Below are 21,105 nucleotides of genomic sequence, written 5' to 3' on the forward strand. Positions count from 1 at the left end.
CCGAATAGAGCCTTGAATCAATCGCACTGAAGTGGCCTTGTTGGGTGTCGGTGGAGAAGCCTCGTAACTCCTTCATCTCACACTCGCAGGGCCATTTCAATGTCCGGCCTTCACCTCAATACGACGGATTGGAGCTAGATCCGCAGCTGGTCTGGCGCGGAAAGGACGATCCGGACTGGTCGGACTTGGTCGTGCAAGGGCCCCCACTCTTCATCCAAGAGAAGGTCCACCCGAAAGTCCTGGTCGACGATCTCGTTCATAGGACCGAGGAAAACGAGGCGGAGATCGCCGCCAAAGAGCCGGAGTTCCAGCCCGATCTGTTCGCCGATTTCAATGGAATATCGGAGGAGGCCGCCAAGACAGAGTTCTACCAGCACGATGCCAATTGGACGAACCGAATGATACTGGGCGACGGCCTCCAAGTGATGGCTTCGCTGGCAGAGCGAGAGGGTTTGCGGGGAAAGGTGCAGTGCATCTATATCGACCCGCCTTACGGGATCAAGTTCAACTCGAATTTCCAATGGTCGACGACGAGCACAGAAGTCACGGACGGAAAACCCGATCACATCACGCGTGAGCCAGAGCAGGTGAAGGCCTTTCGCGACACGTGGCGCGATGGAATTCACTCCTATTTTTCCTACTTGCGCGACCGCATGACTGTCGCGAGGGATCTCCTTAGTCAATCCGGGTGCCTAGTTCTCCAGATTGGTGATGAGAACGTCCACCGGATCCGCTCGATTCTCGACGAGGTATTCGGTGACGAGAACTTTGTATGCCAAATAACTGTAAAGAAGACGCATCACCAGGAAGCCAATTTCGTCCCCTCGGTGGCTGACTACTTGGTCGTCTATGCGAAATCTAAGACTCAGCTGAAGTACCGGGCGATTCGGCCCGAGAAATCGTTGGCCGGAATCGATTTCTCAAAGTTCAACAAGACGCTGGACTCGGAGCTTCGCATTCATCCGATACCTCGGGAGTGGAAGGATGATCCGTCTCTGATCCCCGACGACAGGGTGCCCATCCGAACAGACATTACGCTGACGCAGGATGGAGACTCGGGTACTTCTCAAGTGCCATGGAACGTCTTCTCGTCGGAGTACTACCCCGGCTCAGGACGGCATTGGCGCACGCACGAGGACGGGAGACGTCGCCTCGCGCGGGCAGGCCGCGTGGCTAAAGGAAAGACGAGACCATTCTACATCGAACCGTGGAACGACAAGCCGGCAGCTCCGATCAACAACATCTGGACTACGAGCCTCGCTGGCGCACAGCACAAGGTCTACGTCGTTCAAACGAATACGCGAATCGTGCAAAACGTCCTGCTCTCATTCTCCGACCCCGGCGATTTGGTGCTCGACCCAACCTGTGGATCCGGTACGACTGCCTACGTCGCTGAGCAGTGGGGGCGCCGTTGGATCACGATCGATACCTCTCGTGTGGCGCTCGCTCTTGCAAGGGCTCGTTTGATGGGTGCTCGATATTCCTACTATCTGCTCGCAGATAGTCGTGACGGACAGGAGAAAGAGGCAGAGATCGCTCGCGCGTCGGTTTCTGAGGCGCCCACTCGTTGTGATATTCGTCGTGGGTTTGTCTGCGAGCGGCTGCCGAGTGTGCAGCTCAAGTCCATTGCTAGCAACGGTGAAATTGATGTCATCTGGGAGAAGCACCAGGAGACGTTGGAGCGTCTCCGGGACCAGTTGAACAAGGCAGTGAAGCAGAAGTGGGAGGAATGGGAGATCCCCCGCGAATCAGAAGGCAAGTGGTCCGGCGACGCCAAGCAACTTCATGCCGAGTGGTGGGGGGCGCGAGTAGCGCGCCAAGAGGAAATCGACGCTTCCATCGCCGCCAAGGCGGACTTCGAGCACCTCTACGACAAGCCCTACCAAGACAGGTCGAAGGTGCGCGTCGCCGGTCCCTTCACTGTGGAGAGCGTCTCTCCGCACCGGTCGCTCGATGTTGACGAGAATGACGAGTTGATTGAGCGAGTTCGTGGTTCGGACTCGGCGGATGGGCAGACTGCCGACTTCATCTCGATGATTTTGGAGAACCTCAAGATCGCCGGAGTCCAGCAAGCTCACAAGGAGGACAAGATCGAGTTCTCGAGCGTTATGCCGTGGCCGGGAGATTTGATTGGTGGGGAGGCCCGCTATCAAGAGGGCGTCGATGAGTCGGCGCCCGAGAGGCGCGCAGCGGTTTTCGTCGGTCCTGAGTTTGGCACGGTTGCAAGACCCGATCTTGTCGCAGCTGCTCGCGAGGCGGGGGATGCCGACTTCGACGTTCTTATTGCGTGCGCCTTCAGCTACGACGCTCACGCATCCGAGTTCGACAAGCTCGGTCGAATACCGATTCTGAAGGCGCATATGAACGCGGATCTGCATATGGCGGAAGATCTCAAGAGCACTGGCAAAGGGAACTTGTTCGTGATCTTCGGCGAGCCGGATATCGACATCCTCTCAGTAGATGATGTGCCTGATCGGATTCAGGTGAGGATCAATGGGGTAGACGTCTTCCATCCGAATACCGGAGAAGTGCGTAGCGATGGAGCAGAGGGCATAGCCTGCTGGTTCGTAGACACTGACTACAATGAAGAGAGCTTCTTCGTGCGCCATGCATACTTCCTCGGGGCGAGTGACCCCTACAAGGCGCTCAGGAATACGCTGAAGGCTGAAATCAACGAAGAAGCCTGGGAGTCGCTCCACAGTGATACATCCCGGACATTCCCCAAGCCGGAGTCTGGCCGGATCGCTGTCAAGGTGATCAACCACCTGGGGGACGAGGTGATGAAGGTCTTCAGGGTCGCCTAACGAATGGGAGTCCATCTGAACTAGCTGCTCATGTCCGCAGGTAGTTAGCCGTCGAGGTGCGCAGGCGTGGCGAAGTCTGGTAGTCAAAAGTTCTCAGCGATCGACTCGTCGCTTGGATATTTGTACCAAGTGCGCGCGGCTCTGCTTTGGGCTCTTCGCCGCCAGAAGAGCCAGCCAGACTTCCTTGTCTCAGTAGAAACCCTCGATGACGTGACTTTCGAGACAGCTGGTGGAGACGCGACTGATTTACTGCAGACGAAACACCACCTGTCGAAGGTGGCTGCCCTCACAGACGCGAGTGTAGACCTATGGAAGACATTGAGGATCTGGTTTGAGGGACATGCCTCCGGCGAGATTCCTGTCACTGCCAATCTGGTTCTCGTAACAACAGGATCTGCGCCCAGTGGTTCAGCGGCTTCGCGGCTTCGATGTTCCGGCCGCGATGCCCCCGCGGCTCAGAAGTCGCTGGACACGACAGCAGCGTCTTCCACTAACAAGGCGAATGCGAAGTGCTACAAGGCCTACCTCGCGGTTCACCCCACTCAACGAGCGTCGTTGCTTGATCGAGTTCTGGTGGTCGATGCTGCAGCAACAATCGACGAGTTGGGTGAGGAGCTGCGGCTAGAGGTCTACTGGGCTGCTGGTAAGGAACATCATGGAGCATTCCTTGATCGGCTCGAGGGGTGGTGGTTTCGTCGAGTGCTCGTTCAACTCGCGAGCCCGACAGGCGAACGAATCGGGGCTGTTGAGCTCGAGGCGCAGATGGCTGACCTCCGCGAGCAGTTCAAGAAGACAGGGTTGCCAATCGACGACGACCTGTTGGAGTTCACTCTTGATGAAGTGACACACGCTGCGTATCAGGAGAATGTCTTTGTCCGGCAACTTGAGCTGATCAAGGCGGGAAAAGGGCGTGTGGCCGCCGCGATTAGAGACTACTACCGGGCATATGAGCAGCGTTCTAGATGGCTTCGCGACGATTTGGTCGTTGGCATTGACCTCCACAAGTACGAACTGCGCCTGGTCGAGGAATGGGAGCTTGTGTTCGATGCTATGAGGGACGAGTTGGGAGAGGGCGCTACAAGAGCGGCGAAGCAGACAGCAGCTCGAGCGGTTCTTCAGTGGGCAGAACAGGCAACGCTGCCGATTCGGGCAGACGTAACGGAGCCATTCGTTTCCCGCGGATCGCTCCATATGCTCTCCGACGACGTGCGAATTGGCTGGCATCCTGAGTTCCGTGAACTGCTCGCGTCGGTGCTCGGTCAGCAGCAAGGGGCCGCCTCGTGACCTCCTGGGCCGCGCGGTCGATGGAGGAGAAAGCGCTGCTGAATCCGGCGTTCTGCGCGAATCTGCTTTGGCATGCGTCGCGTGGCCACGAAGAGGAGGATGAGGGCCGGGGGATGCCAGTTGAGGAGGCGTTCTTGGTTCTTCCTCTGGTTCTTCACCGAGAGACGCGTTCGAGCTTGCCTGCGTCGATTCGCACGAGCCTCGCTGTGTGGTTGGCACAGAATCCGCTCGCGCGGGGCAGGGTTTCGAGCCGGGCCCGACTGTTGGTCCCCTTCACTCGTGAGGCCATCTTAGTTGGAGGCTCACACCGACTTGTCGCCCTGTCGGAGGGGCGGCTGACATCCATATCCACATTGAGCCGTGTCGTCTCTCGTTCGCTCAGGGACGCGAGTGACGAAGTACGCCTGTGCTCGAAGCGGGCTCGGTTCGTAGGGAGGTGGTTCGCTCGTGCGGGCAACTCGCGGACCGTGTTGGCGCTCGTCGGGGTCCGGCCGTGACAATGCAGATCCTAGACATAGCGGTCTTCAGTCACGACGGCCGAAGCCGGGTGGTTTCGTTGCGGCCGGGCGAGTTGAACGTGATTACGGGAGCGTCGAAGACTGGGAAATCGGCACTTGTCGATATCGTCGACTACTGCTTTGGTGCGAGCGAATGCAGAGTTCCAGAAGGGCCGATCTTGCGGTCGGTTTCATGGTTTGGCCTTCGGCTCCAGCTCAAAGACGGTCAGTCCTTTATCGCGCGTCGATGTCCCGGCGCGCGGGCAGCCGCGAGCGAAGACTGCTTTGTGGATATCGGCGACGAAGTGCGGGTACCGTCCGGAGATGACTTGCGGAGTACCACGAATACGGAAGGGCTAGGCACGCTCCTCACGAGCTGGACCGGGATTGGCGATCATCTCCATGAACCGCCCGAGGGGCAAACACGCCGCCCACTTAGCGCGAACGTTCGGCACGCACTGCCGCTCTGCTTTCAGCCCCAGGACGAGATCATTCGACGGAATCAGCTCTTTCATGGAGCGGCTGACAACTGGGTGGCTCAGGCACTCAAGGATACTCTTCCGTACTTCCTGGGCGCCGTGGATGATGACTATGTCCGAAAGAGAGAGGAGCTGCGACGACTCCGGGAGCGTCTTCGGGCGATCGATCGCGAGCTCGCTGAGCAGAGGGCAATTCAAGGCGACGGCACTAGCAGGGCGTCTTCTCTCTTGGCTCAAGCCAGGGACGTTGGGCTAACGACCGTTGTCGCGACTACTTGGGAAGAGCTTGTCCCGGCGCTGCGGGATGTCGGGAGCCGGCCGGTTTCCGACGCGGAGCTTGAGGCTGGCGAACCGAGCGAGTACCGGCGGCTATCCGAGGAGCGGGCGGGATTGCTGGCCGATCAGCGCGCTCTGAGCGAGGAGATCGGCTCCGCTCGTGCCTTCGGACGCGACGAAGAGGGCTTTTCGAGAGAAGCGACGGAGCAAAAGGCCAGGTTGGTCTCGATCGGGATTTTCGAAGGCTCTGAGTCAGCACATGAGTGCCCGTTGTGCATGCAGCCTCTAGGTGAAGAGGCCATTCCAAGAGTCGAGCAGGTTAGTGAGTCCCTAGCTGAAGTCTCCGCACGACTTGACTCCGTCACCCGAGGGGCACCGCAGGTCGAGCGTGCGATCGCCGAGCTGGAAACGGGGTTGAGCGGTGTGCGCGTCTCTCTAGGGGCGAATCGCGCTGCGATGGAAGCGGTTCGGGCTTCGGACGAGCGGCTGCAGCAGGCGCAGGACGAAGCTACGAGACGATCCCATGTTCTGGGCCGAGTGAGCCTGTACTTGGAAAGCCTGCCGGAACTGCCCGACACAACGGCGCTTGAGAGTCAGTCTGTCGAGCTCCGAAGCCAGTGCGAGGCGCTTGAGGAAGAACTGAGTAGCGACCGGGTAGGCGAGCGGATCGAGTCAATCACGTCGATTCTTGGGCAGCGGTTGACAGCATGGGCAAGGCATCTGGAGTTGGAGCACTCGCGGTATCCGCTCCGCCTTGACATTAAGAAACTGACGATTGTGGCGGATACCCGAAACGGACCCGTGCCTATGGCGCGAATGGGAAGCGGGGAAAACTGGGTCGGGTACCACTTGATCGCTCATCTCGGACTTCACGAGTGGTTCGCAGAGGAGGACAGACCGGTTCCGAGGTTCTTGTTCTTGGATCAACCGTCGCAGGTATATTTCCCGCCTGAGCAAGACAAGGACGGTTCGATGGAGGCTGTCCCGGACGATGATCGCGTGGCCGTCACGCGGATGTTTCGTTTCATATCCGATGTGGTCGAGGGGCTGGCTCCCCGGTTCCAGGTGATAGTTACCGAGCACGCGGATATTTCTGAGGACTGGTACCAGAAGTCAATCGTAGAGCGTTGGCGGCAGGGGAATAAGCTCGTCCCTGAGGATTGGCCTTCCGACACAGATCTAGAGAAATAGCGGGTCGAGTGCACTAATGGACCTTCGGATTGCGGATACCTTCACGGAGAGCCTTGCGAAGCTAACGGGGGAGGAGCAGAAGGCGGTAAAGACCACCGCCTTCGATCTGCAGCTCAATCCGGCGAACCCCGGGATGAAGTTTCATAGGCTCGACCGGGCGAAGGACAAGGACTTCTGGTCGGTACGGGTCAGTCGAGATATCCGGGTGATTGTCCACAAGACATCCGGAAGCCTGCTCCTGTGCTACGTGGATCACCACGACGCGGCCTATCGCTGGGCAGAGCGTCGGAAGCTCGAGCGGCACCCGAAGACTGGCGCGGCCCAGCTCGTAGAGATCAGAGAAACGGTCAGGGAGATTGAGGTTCCGCGATACGTCGAGGGGCCGGCGACGGCGGCGCCGAGTGCGCCGAAACCGGTGCTCTTCGAGGGTGTTCTAGACGACGATCTCCTTGGGTACGGCGTACCACCCGAGTGGCTTGAAGAGGTCCGCGGAGCCACAGAAGACACGATCTTGGAGCTAGCGGACCATCTGCCAGGCGAGGCGGCCGAGGCGTTGCTGGAGCTGGCGACGGGAAGCACTCCTGTGCTCCCGGTTCACGCTAGCGACGAGGTGGATCCGTTCGCTCATCCGGATGCGCAGCGGCGCTTCCGGGTGATGACGAACGCGGAGGAACTCGAGAGGGCGCTCGAGTACCCGTGGGAGAAATGGACCGTCTTTCTCCATCCCGCGCAGCGGGAGCTCGTCGAACGTGCGTACTCTGGTCCCGCCAGGGTCTCTGGGTCTGCTGGCACAGGCAAGACCATCGTCGCCTTGCACCGCGCGGTCCACCTCGCGCGGGAGCATCCGGAAGCGCGTGTCCTACTCACGACATTCTCGGAGATTCTGGCCAACGCGCTCCGGGCGCGCCTCAAGCGGCTGATTGGGAATGAACCTCGGCTGGGCGAGCGGCTGGAAGTCCATTCCATGAGTGGGATTGGGATGAGGCTCCACGACGCCAACTTCGGTCGAACGAACCTCGCGAGCGAAGAACAAGTGAAGGGTCTGCTCCTTGAGGCCGCGAGCGGGCTGGAGAACCAGCGGTTCAGCCCCCACTTCCTGTGGATGGAATGGTCAGACGTCGTCGATGCCTGGCAGCTGAGAAGCTGGGAGGACTACCGAGACGTCCGGCGGCTTGGCCGCAAGACCAGATTGGCGGAGAAGCAACGCGCAGCGCTCTGGACCCTGTTCGAGGGTGTCCGAGCGGCCCTGGACGATCAGGGGCTCCTCACCCAGGCGGATGTATTCGGAAGGTTGGCGGAGCAGGTGGGTAAGGCGAAGCATCCTCCCTTCGATTTCGCCGTGGTGGACGAGGCCCAAGACATCGGTGTGGCCGAGCTTCGCTTCCTTGGGGCTCTCGGCGGCGGCCGGCCTGATAGCGTCTTCTTCGCGGGTGATCTGGGCCAGCGCATCTTCCGCCAGCCGTTCTCGTGGAAAGCTCTTGGCGTTGAGATCCGGGGGCGCTCGGCGACCCTTCGGATCAACTACCGGACATCGCACCAGATCCGGATGCAGGCGGACAGGCTGCTCGGTCCGGCCCTCGCGGACGTGGACGGGAACCTGGAGGACCGCCGGGGGACCGTCTCGGTGTTCAACGGGCCCGCCCCGATCATCCAGGTCCTTGGCTCTGCGGAGCAGGAGCGGGAGGAAGTCAGCTCTCGCTTGCAGGGCTGGCTGGCTGAGGGACTTGAGCCCCACGAGATTGCCGTCTTCGTCCGATCAGATGCGGAGCTTCCCAGGGCTCAGGCGGCCGTCGATGCACTGGACGTGCCGTCCCAGGTCGTTGGCGACCGGATGGAGACCACGCACGGGAAGCTGTCCATCACGACGATGCACTTGGCCAAAGGGCTCGAGTTCCGGGCTGTCGCCGTGATGGCGTGTGACGATGAGATCGTGCCCCTGCAGAGCCGGATTGAGGGGGTCGCGGACGACTCGGACCTGGAGGACGTCTACCAGACCGAGCGGCACCTCCTGTACGTCGCGTGCACCCGTGCTCGGGACCATCTGCTCGTGACGGGCGTTGACCCGGCGTCTGAGTTTCTGGATGACCTTCAGGGAGACGCGGGTCCGGCAGAATGAGCCCCTAGAACCCGGGGCCGCTGCGGTTGAAGGGAAGGGTGCTTAGGTCTCCCGATCTTCCCCACGCAGGCTGAGTGCGATCGGGTCGCCCTTGCGCCCGACCTCGAGTTATTCGACAGGTACGGTGAGGCTAGGCTTGTAGCCCCCGCCTTCAAGGCCCTCGAAGTCGAACTCGTACAGGGTGATGTGTCCGCCGCCCTTGGCGAGCTGGCCGAGCATGAACATCAACGCGTTCGGCGCGGCGGCAAAGATGTGAAGTCGCGCCGCGCGTTCGCGGATCGAGCGAGCCTTCAGGCGGCGGGCGAGTTCGTCAGCGATTGCGATTGCGTGGTTCGAGTCGCGAACCGCGCTTTGGCCGGTCCCTTCGCGGGGTTGGGCGGCGATGATGCGGCCGATCCCCGGGGACGATTCCGTTAGGAACTGCTCGACGTCGGGCGTGACGTCGTGGGTGATGCCGAGGGCAAGGGCTACGTCGTCGCCTTCGCCAGCCGAGATTTCTTGGATCGAGAGGTCCGCGCCTGCTGCTTTGCCGCCGGTGGCCGTTGACCAAACCTGCACACCGCCTCGAGAGCTTTGCACGAGGCTAATGTCAAGCCCTTGTTTTGCGTCGAGAAGGTAGCCGGCGACAAAGGCGAGGCTGGCGTGAGCATCGAGGTGTAGCCGAAACACACGGTGTGCAGCCACGATCCGCCGAAAGAACTCGTCCATCCTTGCGTGAACTGAGCCCCAGGACTCGTCAGGGAGAAGGAACCGTCCGTCGAAGGCGTCGAGAAGACAAAGTAGATCATCCGACTGGTTAGCGAGCTCAACGCCAGGGCGTTTGAAGCTGCGTACTCCGACAGTGTGCGGCGCCGGTGAGGGAGGCGAGATCTCTGTGGCAAGGCCCGCCTGCTCGCACTCCCTCATGAGCGAATCGGCCGAGAAGTAGTAGGTCCCCTCTTGATGAAGCTTCCAGATGAGGTCGTCGTACGGTGCCACAGCACCCTCGCCCCTGGTCGCTCGAAGGCCCACGGCCGGGAGTAGGCGGTCGAGCTCGTCTTGGACGCGTCGCAAGTCTGGAGCCGCAGACCAGATGCGGAGGGGCCGAAGGAGCTCGAAGAGCTCTTGGTCGGACGCAAGCTCGAGGTGCTCGCGCCATCTGGTGCGGAGCTTCCCCATCGCAGATCGAGCTCCGCCACGCTGAAGGAGCGACATTCGGATTGCTCCGCCCTGACTGTTGTCTACGAGTTTCGCCAACGGGTCGTCGCGGGCGACTGGATAGGTCGAGACGAAGTGAAAACGAGCATGGGCCACGCGCTCGCCGAGCTGGTCACGCAGCTTCTGCATGCGGCCAAGAAGCGAAATCGCGGTCGCTCCAATCTCCGCGGGATTCGTCAGCGTCTCAGCGGTCAGAGCGCCGGTCTGGTCAACATGGAACTTCACCTGAAAGTAGTCGAAGGAAAACAGGTCGCCGAACTCTCCGCGCTGTGGCTGAGCGTGTTCGATTACAACGTCGTCGAACCCAGGAATGTCGGGGACGTCAAATCCGATTCGCGCGACGGTGCCATCGCGGTGTAGCAGCGCTGTCGCTGCCTGCAGCCAGAAGAAGCGCGCCTGGTAGTCAAGGCCCGCTTGGATCGGGTCGACGCTTCGGCTCAATTCTTCGCACCGTACCCCTGCGCCGCCAGATTGGGGCGAACACTAGCAAGGCGCTCCCCGACGGCTCGACGAGGAGAGGGCAGACGTAGAGCTCGCGAACAGCTACTCAAGGGTGCTCCTCCCGAAACGGCGGCGTTGGCGCCAGGCCGTCGGCGACCGCAAGGGCACGCGTAGGCGTCACAGGGTGATTCGGATATGCGTCGAGGGCGATTGCGGGCAGCAGGCGCTGGACAAGGTCCGAGAAGGTGAAGCCGTAGTCTCTCCCGTTCTGGCGACCAGTTGCAGCGACGATCGCATCGATCTGCTGCGGGGAGAAATCTAACGGAGAGAGCGCATTTGCGAGGACTGCCCGTCGCTGGGCTGCGTTGGGCCGCTGGAACGTCAGTACATCGGCCGCGCGGCGTCTCACTGCCGGGTCAAGAGCACCAAGACGGTTCGTGCACATGATAACCGCTGCGGGCGCCTTGCTGTTGGCGATCCGGTCCACGCCGCGGATGAACGCATTCACCCCTGCGCGGTCCTCGTGGTGCATTTGCGCGTTCTCCCGCGATTGGGCTAGGGCGTCGGCCTCGTCAACTAGGAGGATGACAGCTCCGCGTGCGGTACCGGAGGAGGACATGAGCTTGCGCGCCTCATCGAGTGTGGCGTCGAACGCTGCGGAGAGAAGCTTCGTCATCTCGCCCACTCGCCCTTGACCTCGCGTCGAGAGGCTGAGCGGTAGGAGGGTGATGTCGATCTTCTCCTGGCGCGCAACCGCATCGCCGATGGTCTCGGCGAGCTCCGTCTTTCCTGAGCCTACGTCGCCTGCGAGGACGATTAGCGGGGGACGCGACAAGACCACGTCGAGAAGTGCACCAGCGTGCGCGTGATGCTGTTTGGCCCAAGTCGCGAGACCCTGCGGGTTCACAAGAAGGCCGAGGATCTTGGTTAGGCGGTCCTTGTGGTCGTCGAGGCCGACAAGGCGCCCAAGCCTCTCCTGGGCGTCGCTGTCGGGAAGGTCGATACGATTCTCGAAGAGGTCGTCGAAGGAGAGATCGGACGACATCACGAGGCCTTCACGCTTTGCCGATCAAGCGACCGGCCGCCTGCGGAGTAGATTCGATCGGAACGCAGGACCCCGTTCACGGCGGGCTCCGGGGCGGATCCGCGCGTGATAGGGAGCTTTGACTCGAAGGTCTGCTGGTCGGCCGAGGAGAGCTGGTCCCATGCCGCGCTGTAGGTCAAGTAGCTGTAGAACGTGGCGCCGCTCGTATCGGCTCCGGGGCGAACGCGCCCCGGGTCATCATCGTCGGTGGTTGACCCGGCGAGATCGTGCGCGGTGTACCGGAGCGACGGCTCGATGAACGCTCCATCCCTGCGGAAGCCGTAGGTGACGGTCCCGAGATAGCCCTCCCTGAGGAGCTGAGTGACTTCGTCTTGGTAGGCGGTGATGGCGGCATCGCTGGGCTGGCCGTAGAAGCGCTGGAGACGTTTGAGGTCCGCCGCGACCTTCGCCGCCATATGTCTGGCGTGGGTGATCGTGAAGGTATCGGTCTCGGAGAACGTGTAGCTCGTCGTCATGGTCGTGTTCTATGCCTGGAAGGAGGAGCCGAAGACCTTCTGCCAGTAGTAGACGGTCTCCTGCTTGGTGGGGGCCGCGAGGGCCGCATCGATGGCGTCACCTGCGTCAAGAGCGGCATCAACGAGCGCATCCGCCTGCGAGGACGTGTAGAGGCGGCTCACGTTGTTCTTTGCGTTGACCGGGTCGATGATCTGAATGCGCTCCGAGAACGTGCCGCAAGCGGATGGGCTGTAGTAGTCCGAGAACACGAGGCGTTCGCGCAGGTCGGTTTTTGCGATGTAGGTGAAGAAGTTCTGGAGCGCCTCGGGATAGTCGGAGAAGGCGGAGCCCTGGTCCGAGAGCCTCGCGAGGATGAGCTCGATCATGAACGACTTCAGGCGGAAGCCTTCGTTCTCGCGCTTGGTCTTGCGTGCCCAGTACTTCACGAGCCGGACAACCTGGGCGAAGTCCTTGTCATGCTTGCCCTTGCGAGCCCCGACGAACTCCAGGTGCCGTGGGATGCAAGTTTCAAGGAGGGAGCCGTCTTCCTGGCTGACCAGGTTCCCGTACCAGTTCGGGTCGCCGCTGTACAAGATGGGTACGACGTCGACGTCAAGCCCCGAGGCACGAAACGACACCGTCACGCAGTAGGTCTGAGGCGTGATCTGGTCGGGGCTGAAGTTTGGGAACGCCGTCCGCAGACGCTCAGCGAGGTAGTCGAGGAGCTTGGCGACCTCCGTGGGGGCGTCGGCGCCTTCGATGTAGCACGCGAGGTCTATGTCGTTCAGCGATCTGAGCGCGGTCCCCTTCGCGAGGCTCCCCGAGACCAGCATCTTCTTGAGGGAGAAGTCGGGATGCTCCTCGAGGTACGACTCGAGCTTTTCGCGCAGCCTGCGAGCCTGCGCCCGATGCTCGTTCGCTTTTTCCTGGGGGAGGTTGACCTTATCCTGGGCAAAGGACGCAAGGTCCGCGTGGTCGACGTGCTGGCGTGCCAAGGCTGCTCCATCGTGGCCGCGTCGGCCCCGAGGGGATGACGCGGTAGCTGGTTCTGGACGCATAGCCCCCCGGCGTGACGCATGTGGTCACGCCAAGAAGCTTCGATTTGGGGGGATGCGCCCAGCGTCGCCGGGGACGGAACGGAGCTGGCCTCTCTCACCCTCTGTCGCCGTGGGAGGCTCACGACCCAGTGTCTCTGTGCACCGAGTGGAGTGTTGTCAAGCCGCGCGTTGGCGGAGGGGAGGAGATCTGCAACTCCATCGGCAACTATCTGAAATTGATACATGTTTCGGATCAAGACGTTTACTGCGGAATGAGGGCCTTTAGTTGTAGAGCCCCTCGCGAGTAATCCCGAGCGCGCGCGCAGTGGCCGCTCGTCTTCCGTCGTGTCGGTCGAGTGCCTGGCGAAGGAGCCAGGCTTCGGCCTGGGTCAGGCTTTCGCGCAGGGTCGCGCCGCCTTCGAGGCCTTGGCTTTCGATCGGGCCGAGGACCTGGTGCAGGCGTGCGGAGAGGCGTTCGGCGGGGATGAGATCCCCGCTCTCGGAGAGGGCGAGGGCACGCTGCATCTCGTTCTCGAGCTCGCGCACGTTGCCGGGCCAGGGATGGGAGAGGAGCAACCGTTCGGCTTCCGGCCTCAGGTCGCAGCCGATCCGGTTCTCGCGCTTTCCATGCAGGGCGAGGAAGTGGCGGGCCAGGGGGAGGACGTCTTCGCTGCGGCTGCGAAGCGGCGGAACATCGATCGGGAAGACGGCGAGGCGGTAGAACAGATCTTCGCGGAACGCGCCGCGGGCGATTTCGCTGCGGAGATCGCGGTGGGTTGCGGCGAGCACCCGGGCGTCGACGCGTCGGGAGCGGTTTCCGCCGACGGGTCGGATTTCCCGTTCCTGGAGGACGCGCAGGAGCTTGACCTGGAGGATGGGGGAGGTCTCACCGATTTCGTCGAGGAAGATGGTTCCGCCGCTGGCCTCCTGGAAGAGGCCGGTCTTCGCGCGGTCGGCCCCGGTGAAGGCGCCCCGAACGTGGCCGAAGAGTTCGCTTTCGAGGAGTGAATCGGGAAAGGCTGCGCAGTTGAGGCCGACGAAAGGCCCGTCGGCCCGATCACTTCCGATGTGGATCGAACGCGCGAGCACTTCCTTGCCGGTTCCGGTTTCTCCGGTGAGTAACACGGTGGCATGGGTGCGCTGGGCGTGGCCCACCAGTTCGAAGGTTCGATGCATCGCGGGGCCGCGACCGATCACATGGGCGAGCCCCGGCGGCCGCGCGGAAGCGGCCGGGCCATTATTGTCCGGTTTGCCCAGGTCGGCGGGGGTGGGGTAGGTGCCTGGCGACGAGGTGACGAGCACCCGTCTTGCGCCGGCCTGGAGCAAGCGTCGGACGACGCCGTCGCGGGTTTCGTCGGGAGCGTCCATGACGACGGCATGAAAGTCCGGCAGCGGGAGGGAAAGGGCGTCGTCGAGAACCGGGGTCCAGACCAGGTCGACGTCGGGAGAAGTAGCCATCGGGCTCTCTTCCAGCCCGTTGGCGGTTCCGATCCACAAGACGGTATGCGGCGTTTCGTTCATCGGGGATTCCTCGTGAAGAAGGGACGAACGCCTGGCAACGCAAGCTCCATGCCGGGCGCCCGGGGCATGAGGGCGCCGTTCACCTTCGAAACGGCCAACTCTGGCCGGCCGAGGCCGGCCCTGGCCACGCGCGAGCTGTTCGGATTGCGCGGCGGTGTCCGGAGACGACGAACGGGTCAATGGGTGACCGATTCTCGATCCACGAAGGGTGGCCCAGCGGGCACGCCGGAGAAGCGGCGATGCCCTGATCGCGCAACTGGCGGAGGGAGCCCGCCGACGGGCTAGGGCAGGGTCAGGATCTGGCCGGGGATGAGCCGGTCCGGATCCACGATCTGATCGCGATTGGCTTCCAGAATCGCAGCGGTATGCGCGGGCGAGCCGTACTGGTCTCGCGAGATCTGTGTGAGCCAATCGCCCTCGCGCACGGTGTACTGCCGCGGTCGATCTTCAGAGGGCACAGCCGGAGGAATCGTTACGGGCTCTGGATCAGCTGGCTCACTCGGAGCTGCTGCTTCGGGCTCGGGCAGTGCGCGCCCAGGAGTCGCGGCCGTTCGATAGGTCGGCGTCTGCAAGGAGTCGTCGGTGTCCGCGTCACGCTGCTCGGGTTCGGCCTTCTTGGCGGGCATGCCGGGCTCGCGCTGCTCCTCTTCGATCTCGACGATCAACACGTCGGGCCGCTCGCCGGGCGGAAGTGCGGGAGCCGAGACATCCGGTCGGTGTTCGGGTTGCGGAGAAGCGGGCGGCGCGCTTCGATGGGTGTCGCGCACGCAGGCAACGAATCCGACCATCGCAGCCGCCACGATCACAGCCGTTCTCGAAGCCGATCGCACGTTCCCCCCTGAGTCCGATGCGCCGCCCTCGACGCGATCACCGCCAATGCGGCGCATCCGCGTTCGGGCATGCTCACCACACTTCCCAGGCCCCCCTGGAGTGCTAACGCCGTTCCCGCCAGAAGGGGTGAAAACGGCCGCAGCCGAGCTTACCCAGCGGGGTGCTCAAATCGGTGACGCCGCGCACATCGACGAGGGTCTGGCCTTCGAAGCAGCGATCCACCGTGCCGTCACGGGTCGAGTCTTCGCATTGAAGGGATACGGCCCCACCTTCGATGTATTGGATCACGTCGGCACGGCCGTCTTTGTCGGTGTCGATCTCGCTCCGGCTGACGTGGCCGCCTTCGAAGAACTGGCGGATGTTGCCCTGGCCGTCACCGTTGTTGTCGATGAGGCCTTCGGTGATCGTGCCCCCCGACAACCGGTAGCGGATGTCGAGGCTTCGATTGGCGTCGCTGTCCACGCATTGACTGCGCGGGGCGCCGTCCGCACCGAGGACGACCTTCACGTCGGGGCGCTTCTTGCCCTCACTGACCAGCTCCTGGTGCGTGGGTGCGCCACTGGCATCGAAACGTGTGAGGACGGTCGGCCGGCCCGCCTGGCGCTGGTCTTGAGCCTGCCAGACCATGGCGCCGTTCTTCTGGTGGGACCACAGGTCGAACTTGCAGTCGGCGTTCTGGTCGACGGCTTGATTCGTAAGGTTGCCTGCGGCGTCGTAGCGTTCTTCGAGGTCGAAGCAGCCGCGCAGCTCGCGATCCTGGCGTACGAGGCTGGGTGTGCCGTCAGCGTTGAACTGCGTGAGCGAATCCTTCTTCCCGTCGAAGTTGCGATCCTCTTCCTGCCGGATCACCGAACCGTCCGCATTCCTCGTCACCCAGAGGTCCGGGTTGCCGTCCGCGTTGCGATCCTGGGTCTGCTCCTGGGTGCCCTTGGGCCCTAGCGCCACCTGGATTTCGAAGCTTCCGTCGAAATCGTCATCTTGCTCGATGTGTGAGGGCTCGCCCTTCTCGAAGCGGGTGCGCACGTCGGGTTGGCCGTCGCCGTTGCGGTCGCGTTCGCTGCGGACGGGCGTACCGGCTTCCAACCAGGTCCTCATCTCGCGGGTTCCGTCGCCGTCGCCGTCCTCGGCAATCTCGATGGGCTGTTCGTCCGCTCCGAATGAGGTCTCGACATCCATCGTTCCGTCGAAGTTCCGATCTTCCTGCTGGGTGTGCTTCCGGCCGTCCTGGTAGGTGATGAGGATGTCCAGCTTGCCGTCGCCGTTGCCGTCCCGCTCCGAGCGCGTGGGCAGCCCCTGCTCCAGGTAGGTCGTCAGTTCGAATGTGCCGTCGAGATCTGCATCGTGTTCTTCACGAGAAACCGCGCCGCTCTCGTAGTGGCGGCGCACGTCGGGCTGGCCATCCGCGTTGGTATCGGTCTCGTCGCGGACGGGAATCTCGTCCGGGCCGTAGAACACGATCTGGTCCACCTTGCCGTCGCCCGTGGTGTCTTTCTCCTGGCGGGCCCGGCGCCCATCTTCGAAGACCAGGAAGGTGTCCTTGTCGCCGCTCTCGTTGGTGTCGAGTTCCTGTCGAACCATCTTCCCGTCGCGGAAGAGGGTGATCGCATCGGGTTTCCCGTCGCCCGTCGTGTCGCGGAGCTCCCGCGCTTTCTGGCCGTCCTCGTATTCGACACTCACATCGAAGCCCTCGACCCCGCCGGTGGCGCGTTGCTCCGCGACGACCTGGCCCTTGGCGTCGAGACTGCCCTTCAGATCCGGCTGCCCATCGAAGTCTGAATCCTCTTCGAAGCGCACCGCCGTGCCGCCTTCGTAGAAGACCGTCCGGTCGGCTTCGCCGTCGGCGTTGCGATCCTCTTCGAGCTTCTCGGTCTGGCCTTCGGCGTTCTTGGTCACCCAGCGATCGACCTTGCCGTCGGCATCCGTGTCCTCGAGCACGCGGCGTTCATTGCCGGTCGCGACGTCCAGGGTGATGAACTTCTCGGAGTTCCCGTCTCCGTCGTTGTCCTGTTCCTGCTTCTCGAGCTGGCCCTTCGGGTCGTAGAAGTTGCGCAGCTCGAACTTCCCATCGCCATCTTCATCCAGATCGACACGCAGGAGCCGGTCTTCCCCGTGGATCTCGATCCGGTCCGGCCGCCCTCGGCCGGCGCGGTCGATTTCGGTTCGCGCCAGCAGGCCGCCTTCGTAGCTGTTGCGGGTCTCGAAGGTGCCATCGAAATCGGTATCCAGTTGGCTCCGCAGCAGGGATTCGCCGTCGACGGCGTACTCGAAGACGGCATCGATCTCGCCATCTTCGTTCTGGTCTTCTTTCTGTTCGAATCGGAGGCCGGCTTTGTATTCGACGAAGGTGTCTCTTCGTCCGTCCTTGTTCGAATCCGCCTCGGTCCGGAGGGTCATCTCGCCGGCGAACCAGGTCTCCAGGTCGACCCGGCCATCGTCGTCCTGGTCTTCCTCTTCGCGGGCCTTCTGGCCGTTCTCGTAGAAGCGGTGCAGATCCGTGCGCCCGTCATCGTCCGGGTCGAAGCTCTCCTCCGCACGTTCTCCGCTCGGCAGATACAGAACGATGGCTTCGGGCACGCCATCGAGATCTTCGTCTTTCACCTGGCGGTGCTCGTTGCCTTCATGGTAGGCCGATTCCGTATCGAATCGCCCGTCGCCCGTGGTGTCGGCCCGGCGAGCGGTGGTCTGGCCATTCCGGTAGTCGGTGACGACATCCACCTTTCCCGAGTGGTTCGTGTCCTCGTCCACGCGGGCCTTCTTGCCGTTCTCGTAGCGGATCGTGATATCGAAGCGGCCGTTGCCGTTCGTATCCTGTAGCTCGAGCTTCTTCGAGCCATCGGCATTGTATTCGGCACGGAGCTCCGGCTTGCGGTCTCCGTCCTGGTCTTCTTCGACGATCGAGGGCTCGCCGCCGGCGTAAGTGATGCGGCGCTCGATGGTTCCGTCGAAGTCCGGGTCTTCTTCCTTGCGCACGGGGATCCCGCCCTCGAAGAAGATCGTGGCGTCCGCATTGCCGTCAAAGTTGTGGTCGTCGCGTTGCTGGGCGGGTTTGCCGTTTTCGAAATCGATCCACTGGTCCTTGCGGCCGTCGGCGTTGGTATCCCTTTCCTGGTGTTTTGGTTTGCCCGAGGCATCGAATTGCATCCAGGTATCGATCTGGCCGTCGAAGCTGGTGTCCTGCTCGGCCGCGCTGGGCTTTCCGCCCGAGTAGGTGACGAACTCGTCATAGCGGCCGTCCCTGTTCGTATCGGATTTCTTCGAGCGCACGTTCTCGTCTTCGTCGAAATCCAGAACCGTAGGGAGACCCTGGGCGACGGCAGACGAGGGCATTGCGACGAAAACCGCGAGTACGAATGCGAGAGGAAGAAGAGCGCTAGTTCGAGACAAGGGTGTTCGAGAAAGTGCCGATGAGGTTGTGATTGGCGAGGCAGCGAACCTGGGCGCCCATGTGCGGGAAGGGCGATGCTGCGAGCAGCGCATCCACGGCGGATCTTGCCGCCGCAGGATCCGAAGGCGTGCCCTGGAACTCCACGTGGCTGGCCGAGCCTGCGGGATCGATGCGGAAGGCAAGGGTGGCCGATGAATCGGTCACGCCGGTCGGCAACGTCCAGCGACTGATGGTGCGATCCCGTACCTGGCTCAGATAGGCCTGGACCTGGGGCCGGGCGAGGCAGGCGTCGAGGCTCAGGTTGTTGAGGCCGGTTCCGGACCCGCCCGGGCCTCGACCGTTGTTGCTTCCCACTTTCATGTTCGGGTTGGCAACGATCCCGGTCTTCGCCCCGAACACATCGCGGCCGGACGAGATGCCGTCACGAACGCTCGAGCCTCGCCCGAGGGAATCTGGCCGGCCCGTCCCCAGGGTGTTGCCGGAACTGACGACCTGTCGCGGGCCGCTCACCACACCGGTCGGTGCCTGGTGTTGGATGGGGCCGGCGAGGGCGGGGCCCTGGTAGTTGGTGACGACCGGCGCGACGACGGCGCTGACGACAGACGCGACGTTGCCGACCTGGTCCACCGAGACCGCGCGTTGGCTGATCTCGACGGGTGCGGCCGTGGGGACGACGGCCGCGGTATTGATCTCGACCGCCTGGGTCTTCTGGCTCATGTTCTGGATGACCGCGGCGTTCACGATCTGCGGTGCCATGGCCATGGGTGCCGGAGCGTAGTTCGCGGAGCTTTCGGCAAGCACTTGCGGAGCCGGGGCAGGCTCTTCCTCGCCGACGACCTCCTCAATCGGGACGAAATCCAGGACCGGAACCTCTTCTTCTTCCACGATGCGGCTGGCGAGGAAGAGCAGGAGACCGATCATCAAGCCGTGGCCGAGCAGCGAGATCACGCCGGAGAGCCAGCTGCGCGTGCCTCCCTCGGGCTCGGGCATATCCGAACCGGGGAATGCGATCTCTCCGCCCGCGGCACCTGCACCGGCTAGCGAGCCGATTCCGCCGATGCGGCGGGTGTGCATCGGGTGCAGGCGCCTCGCACGCCGACGAACGACGAAGCCTTCGATCACGACACATTCCCCCAGGTCTGAACTCTCGGAACCCGAAGGTTGTGACGTGGTTCCGACCCATGCTGCCGCTCTAGGAGAGGCTGCGGGAGAATCTCGCTCAGAAGAAGGCAGGGAAGACGCAAGTTACCGGCACCATTGTGGATTTTCTGACCCAAGTTCGATCCTATGTGAGCCACCCGGGGGTGTCAACGTGGCACTCACGTAGGTAAGGTAGGTCGACTTTCAGCCCGGTTGGTGTCAGTGGGTCCACCCCCGGAACGGAGAAATACACCGTGAACATGGAATTGAAAGACCTCCTGGAGCTGTTGCACCAGGGGCGCCTCACCGTTTATCCGCTTGGCATCTTGTCGGTGATCGTGATCGGCATCGCCATCGAGCGGTTCTGGCGGTATCGGGGGTTGGCTCGCACCACGCGGGATCTGACGCGAAAGCTCGTGGATAGCCTCGTGCGCCACGATCTCTCGGCGGCGCGCACGCTTTGCGAGGCCTCGAGCACGCCGATGGCCGAGGTTTTCGGCGAGGGACTGCGCTGGCGGAACATCGCATTGGAAGACCTGAACGAGGTTCTGAGCACCGCACGCAATGAGGTGGTGACGGAACTTCGCCGCGGGCTCTGGTTCATCGGAACGATCGGATCCCTCTCGCCCTATATCGGTTTGCTGGGCACCGTGGTCGGCATCATGGTCGCGTTCGGCGCCATCGCCTCGAGCGGAGACGCTGGTTTCGAGGTCGTTTCCGCCGGTATCTCGGAGGCGCTGATCGCCACGGCCGTGGGCCTGCTCGTGGCTATCGTTTCCCTCGCGTTGTTCAACTTCCTGCAGGTACGGGTCAACAACATCTCGTCCACGTTCACGCGGGCCAGCGAGCGCTTCGTTCAGGCGCTGCTCTTCGTCGAGGCTGGAACCAACGATTCGGCCAATGACCAAGAAGGGAAGCCGAGCCATGGCGCTCTCTCTCCCGCAAGAGGGTGATGATACCGGCGGCATCGTCGCCGAGATCAACATCACCCCGCTGACAGACGTCTTCCTCGTCCTGCTGATCATCTTCATGGTGACGTCTTCGGTCATCGCGAACACGGGCAAGCAGGTGAGCCTGCCCGAAGCTTCCGTGAGCAGCGCGACCGACAAGCAGGCCGTGAATGTGACGATCACCGAGGCCGGCGAAGTCCAGGTCAACGGAAGGAGCGTGCCCTACGACCAGCTTGGCCCGCACCTGAAGGTTGCCCTCGATGCCGCCGAGCAGAAGACCGTGATCCTCCGAGGTGATCGGATGGTCATCCTCGAAAAGGCCGTCTACGTCCTCGACCAGGCCCAGCTCAACGGAGCCAAGGGCTTCGCCCTGGCGACCAAGAAAGCGAAGTAGCCAGCCGAGGGGACGCCATGGC

General features: G+C 62.5%; 15 protein-coding genes. 7 read left to right on the forward strand and 8 right to left on the reverse strand.

The genetic code is table 11. The features are described from left to right. The first annotated feature begins 20 nt into the window (after nucleotides 1–20). From GY937_16600 to GY937_16615, 4 genes are all read left to right on the forward strand, one after another. On the forward strand, nucleotides 21–2,804 hold the full coding sequence (locus GY937_16600; GenBank protein ID MCP5058324.1) for a site-specific DNA-methyltransferase: 2,784 nt from the start codon (nucleotides 21–23) through the stop codon (nucleotides 2,802–2,804). Nucleotides 2,805–2,933: 129 nt separating this feature from the next. Next, nucleotides 2,934–4,088 (forward strand): hypothetical protein, encoded by a 1,155-nt coding sequence (locus GY937_16605; GenBank protein MCP5058325.1) that lies wholly within the window; start codon nucleotides 2,934–2,936, stop codon nucleotides 4,086–4,088. 1,030 nt (nucleotides 4,089–5,118) lie between these two features. Further along, nucleotides 5,119–6,531: a DUF3732 domain-containing protein gene (locus tag GY937_16610; protein ID MCP5058326.1), complete on the forward strand. Its 1,413-nt coding sequence runs from the start codon at nucleotides 5,119–5,121 to the stop codon at nucleotides 6,529–6,531. Between the two features lie 16 nt (nucleotides 6,532–6,547). Then, the gene (locus GY937_16615) at nucleotides 6,548–8,647 is read left to right on the forward strand and encodes a UvrD-helicase domain-containing protein (protein ID MCP5058327.1); all 2,100 of its coding nucleotides are present in this window, start codon (nucleotides 6,548–6,550) and stop codon (nucleotides 8,645–8,647) included. 108 nt (nucleotides 8,648–8,755) lie between these two features. Here GY937_16615 and GY937_16620 read toward each other — a convergent pair whose 3' ends face one another. Continuing rightward, nucleotides 8,756–9,700, reverse strand: a complete 945-nt coding sequence (locus GY937_16620) for an SAVED domain-containing protein (GenBank protein ID MCP5058328.1) — start codon at nucleotides 9,698–9,700, stop codon at nucleotides 8,756–8,758. On the opposite strand from GY937_16620, the gene GY937_16625 reads away from it, so the two are divergent. Continuing rightward, the gene (locus GY937_16625; GenBank protein MCP5058329.1) at nucleotides 9,686–10,204 is read left to right on the forward strand and encodes a hypothetical protein; all 519 of its coding nucleotides are present in this window, start codon (nucleotides 9,686–9,688) and stop codon (nucleotides 10,202–10,204) included. The two genes, GY937_16620 and GY937_16625, sit on opposite strands and share 15 nt — an antisense overlap. A gap of 187 nt (nucleotides 10,205–10,391) precedes the next feature. Here GY937_16625 and GY937_16630 read toward each other — a convergent pair whose 3' ends face one another. The 7 genes from GY937_16630 to GY937_16660 form a co-directional block, all read right to left on the reverse strand. Further along, entirely contained in the window at nucleotides 10,392–11,330 is a 939-nt protein-coding gene (locus GY937_16630; GenBank protein ID MCP5058330.1) for an AAA family ATPase, read from the reverse strand. Beyond that, the gene (locus GY937_16635) at nucleotides 11,330–11,845 is read right to left on the reverse strand and encodes a hypothetical protein (GenBank protein ID MCP5058331.1); all 516 of its coding nucleotides are present in this window, start codon (nucleotides 11,843–11,845) and stop codon (nucleotides 11,330–11,332) included. The genes GY937_16630 and GY937_16635 overlap by 1 nt, the downstream gene beginning before the upstream one ends. A gap of 9 nt (nucleotides 11,846–11,854) precedes the next feature. After that, nucleotides 11,855–12,820 carry a nucleotidyltransferase gene (locus tag GY937_16640; protein MCP5058332.1) on the reverse strand — a complete coding sequence of 322 codons (966 nt, stop codon included), beginning with the start codon at nucleotides 12,818–12,820 and terminating at the stop codon, nucleotides 11,855–11,857. Between the two features lie 324 nt (nucleotides 12,821–13,144). Then, nucleotides 13,145–14,383, reverse strand: coding sequence for an AAA domain-containing protein (locus GY937_16645; protein MCP5058333.1), 1,239 nt, complete (start codon nucleotides 14,381–14,383; stop codon nucleotides 13,145–13,147). A 281-nt stretch (nucleotides 14,384–14,664) separates the two neighbouring features. Beyond that, complete coding sequence (locus tag GY937_16650) at nucleotides 14,665–15,213, reverse strand: LysM peptidoglycan-binding domain-containing protein (GenBank protein MCP5058334.1); 549 nt, start codon at nucleotides 15,211–15,213, stop codon at nucleotides 14,665–14,667. Nucleotides 15,214–15,316: 103 nt separating this feature from the next. Beyond that, nucleotides 15,317–18,598 carry a hypothetical protein gene (locus GY937_16655; GenBank protein MCP5058335.1) on the reverse strand — a complete coding sequence of 1,094 codons (3,282 nt, stop codon included), beginning with the start codon at nucleotides 18,596–18,598 and terminating at the stop codon, nucleotides 15,317–15,319. Further along, entirely contained in the window at nucleotides 18,585–19,721 is a 1,137-nt protein-coding gene (locus GY937_16660; GenBank protein ID MCP5058336.1) for a TonB C-terminal domain-containing protein, read from the reverse strand. The genes GY937_16655 and GY937_16660 overlap by 14 nt, the downstream gene beginning before the upstream one ends. Nucleotides 19,722–19,999: 278 nt before the next feature. Here GY937_16660 and GY937_16665 point away from each other — a divergent pair, with 278 nt between their 5' ends. Both GY937_16665 and GY937_16670 read left to right on the forward strand, forming a co-directional pair. Next, nucleotides 20,000–20,692 carry a MotA/TolQ/ExbB proton channel family protein gene (locus GY937_16665; protein MCP5058337.1) on the forward strand — a complete coding sequence of 231 codons (693 nt, stop codon included), beginning with the start codon at nucleotides 20,000–20,002 and terminating at the stop codon, nucleotides 20,690–20,692. Beyond that, entirely contained in the window at nucleotides 20,664–21,083 is a 420-nt protein-coding gene (locus GY937_16670) for a biopolymer transporter ExbD (protein MCP5058338.1), read from the forward strand. The genes GY937_16665 and GY937_16670 overlap by 29 nt, the downstream gene beginning before the upstream one ends. Nucleotides 21,084–21,105 lie beyond the last annotated feature (22 nt).

It is taken from the genome of bacterium (assembly GCA_024228115.1).
Taxonomy (GTDB): Bacteria; Myxococcota_A; UBA9160; order UBA9160; family UBA6930.

Coding starts and splice junctions, on each gene's coding strand:
- GY937_16615 (MCP5058327.1), top strand. CDS start 6,548: ATGGACCTTCGGATTGCGGATACCTTCACGGAGAGCCTTGCGAAGCTA.
- GY937_16630 (MCP5058330.1), bottom strand. CDS start 11,330: ATGTCGTCCGATCTCTCCTTCGACGACCTCTTCGAGAATCGTATCGAC.
- GY937_16635 (MCP5058331.1), bottom strand. CDS start 11,845: ATGACGACGAGCTACACGTTCTCCGAGACCGATACCTTCACGATCACC.
- GY937_16645 (MCP5058333.1), bottom strand. CDS start 14,383: ATGAACGAAACGCCGCATACCGTCTTGTGGATCGGAACCGCCAACGGG.
- GY937_16665 (MCP5058337.1), top strand. CDS start 20,000: ATGGAATTGAAAGACCTCCTGGAGCTGTTGCACCAGGGGCGCCTCACC.
- GY937_16670 (MCP5058338.1), top strand. CDS start 20,664: ATGGCGCTCTCTCTCCCGCAAGAGGGTGATGATACCGGCGGCATCGTC.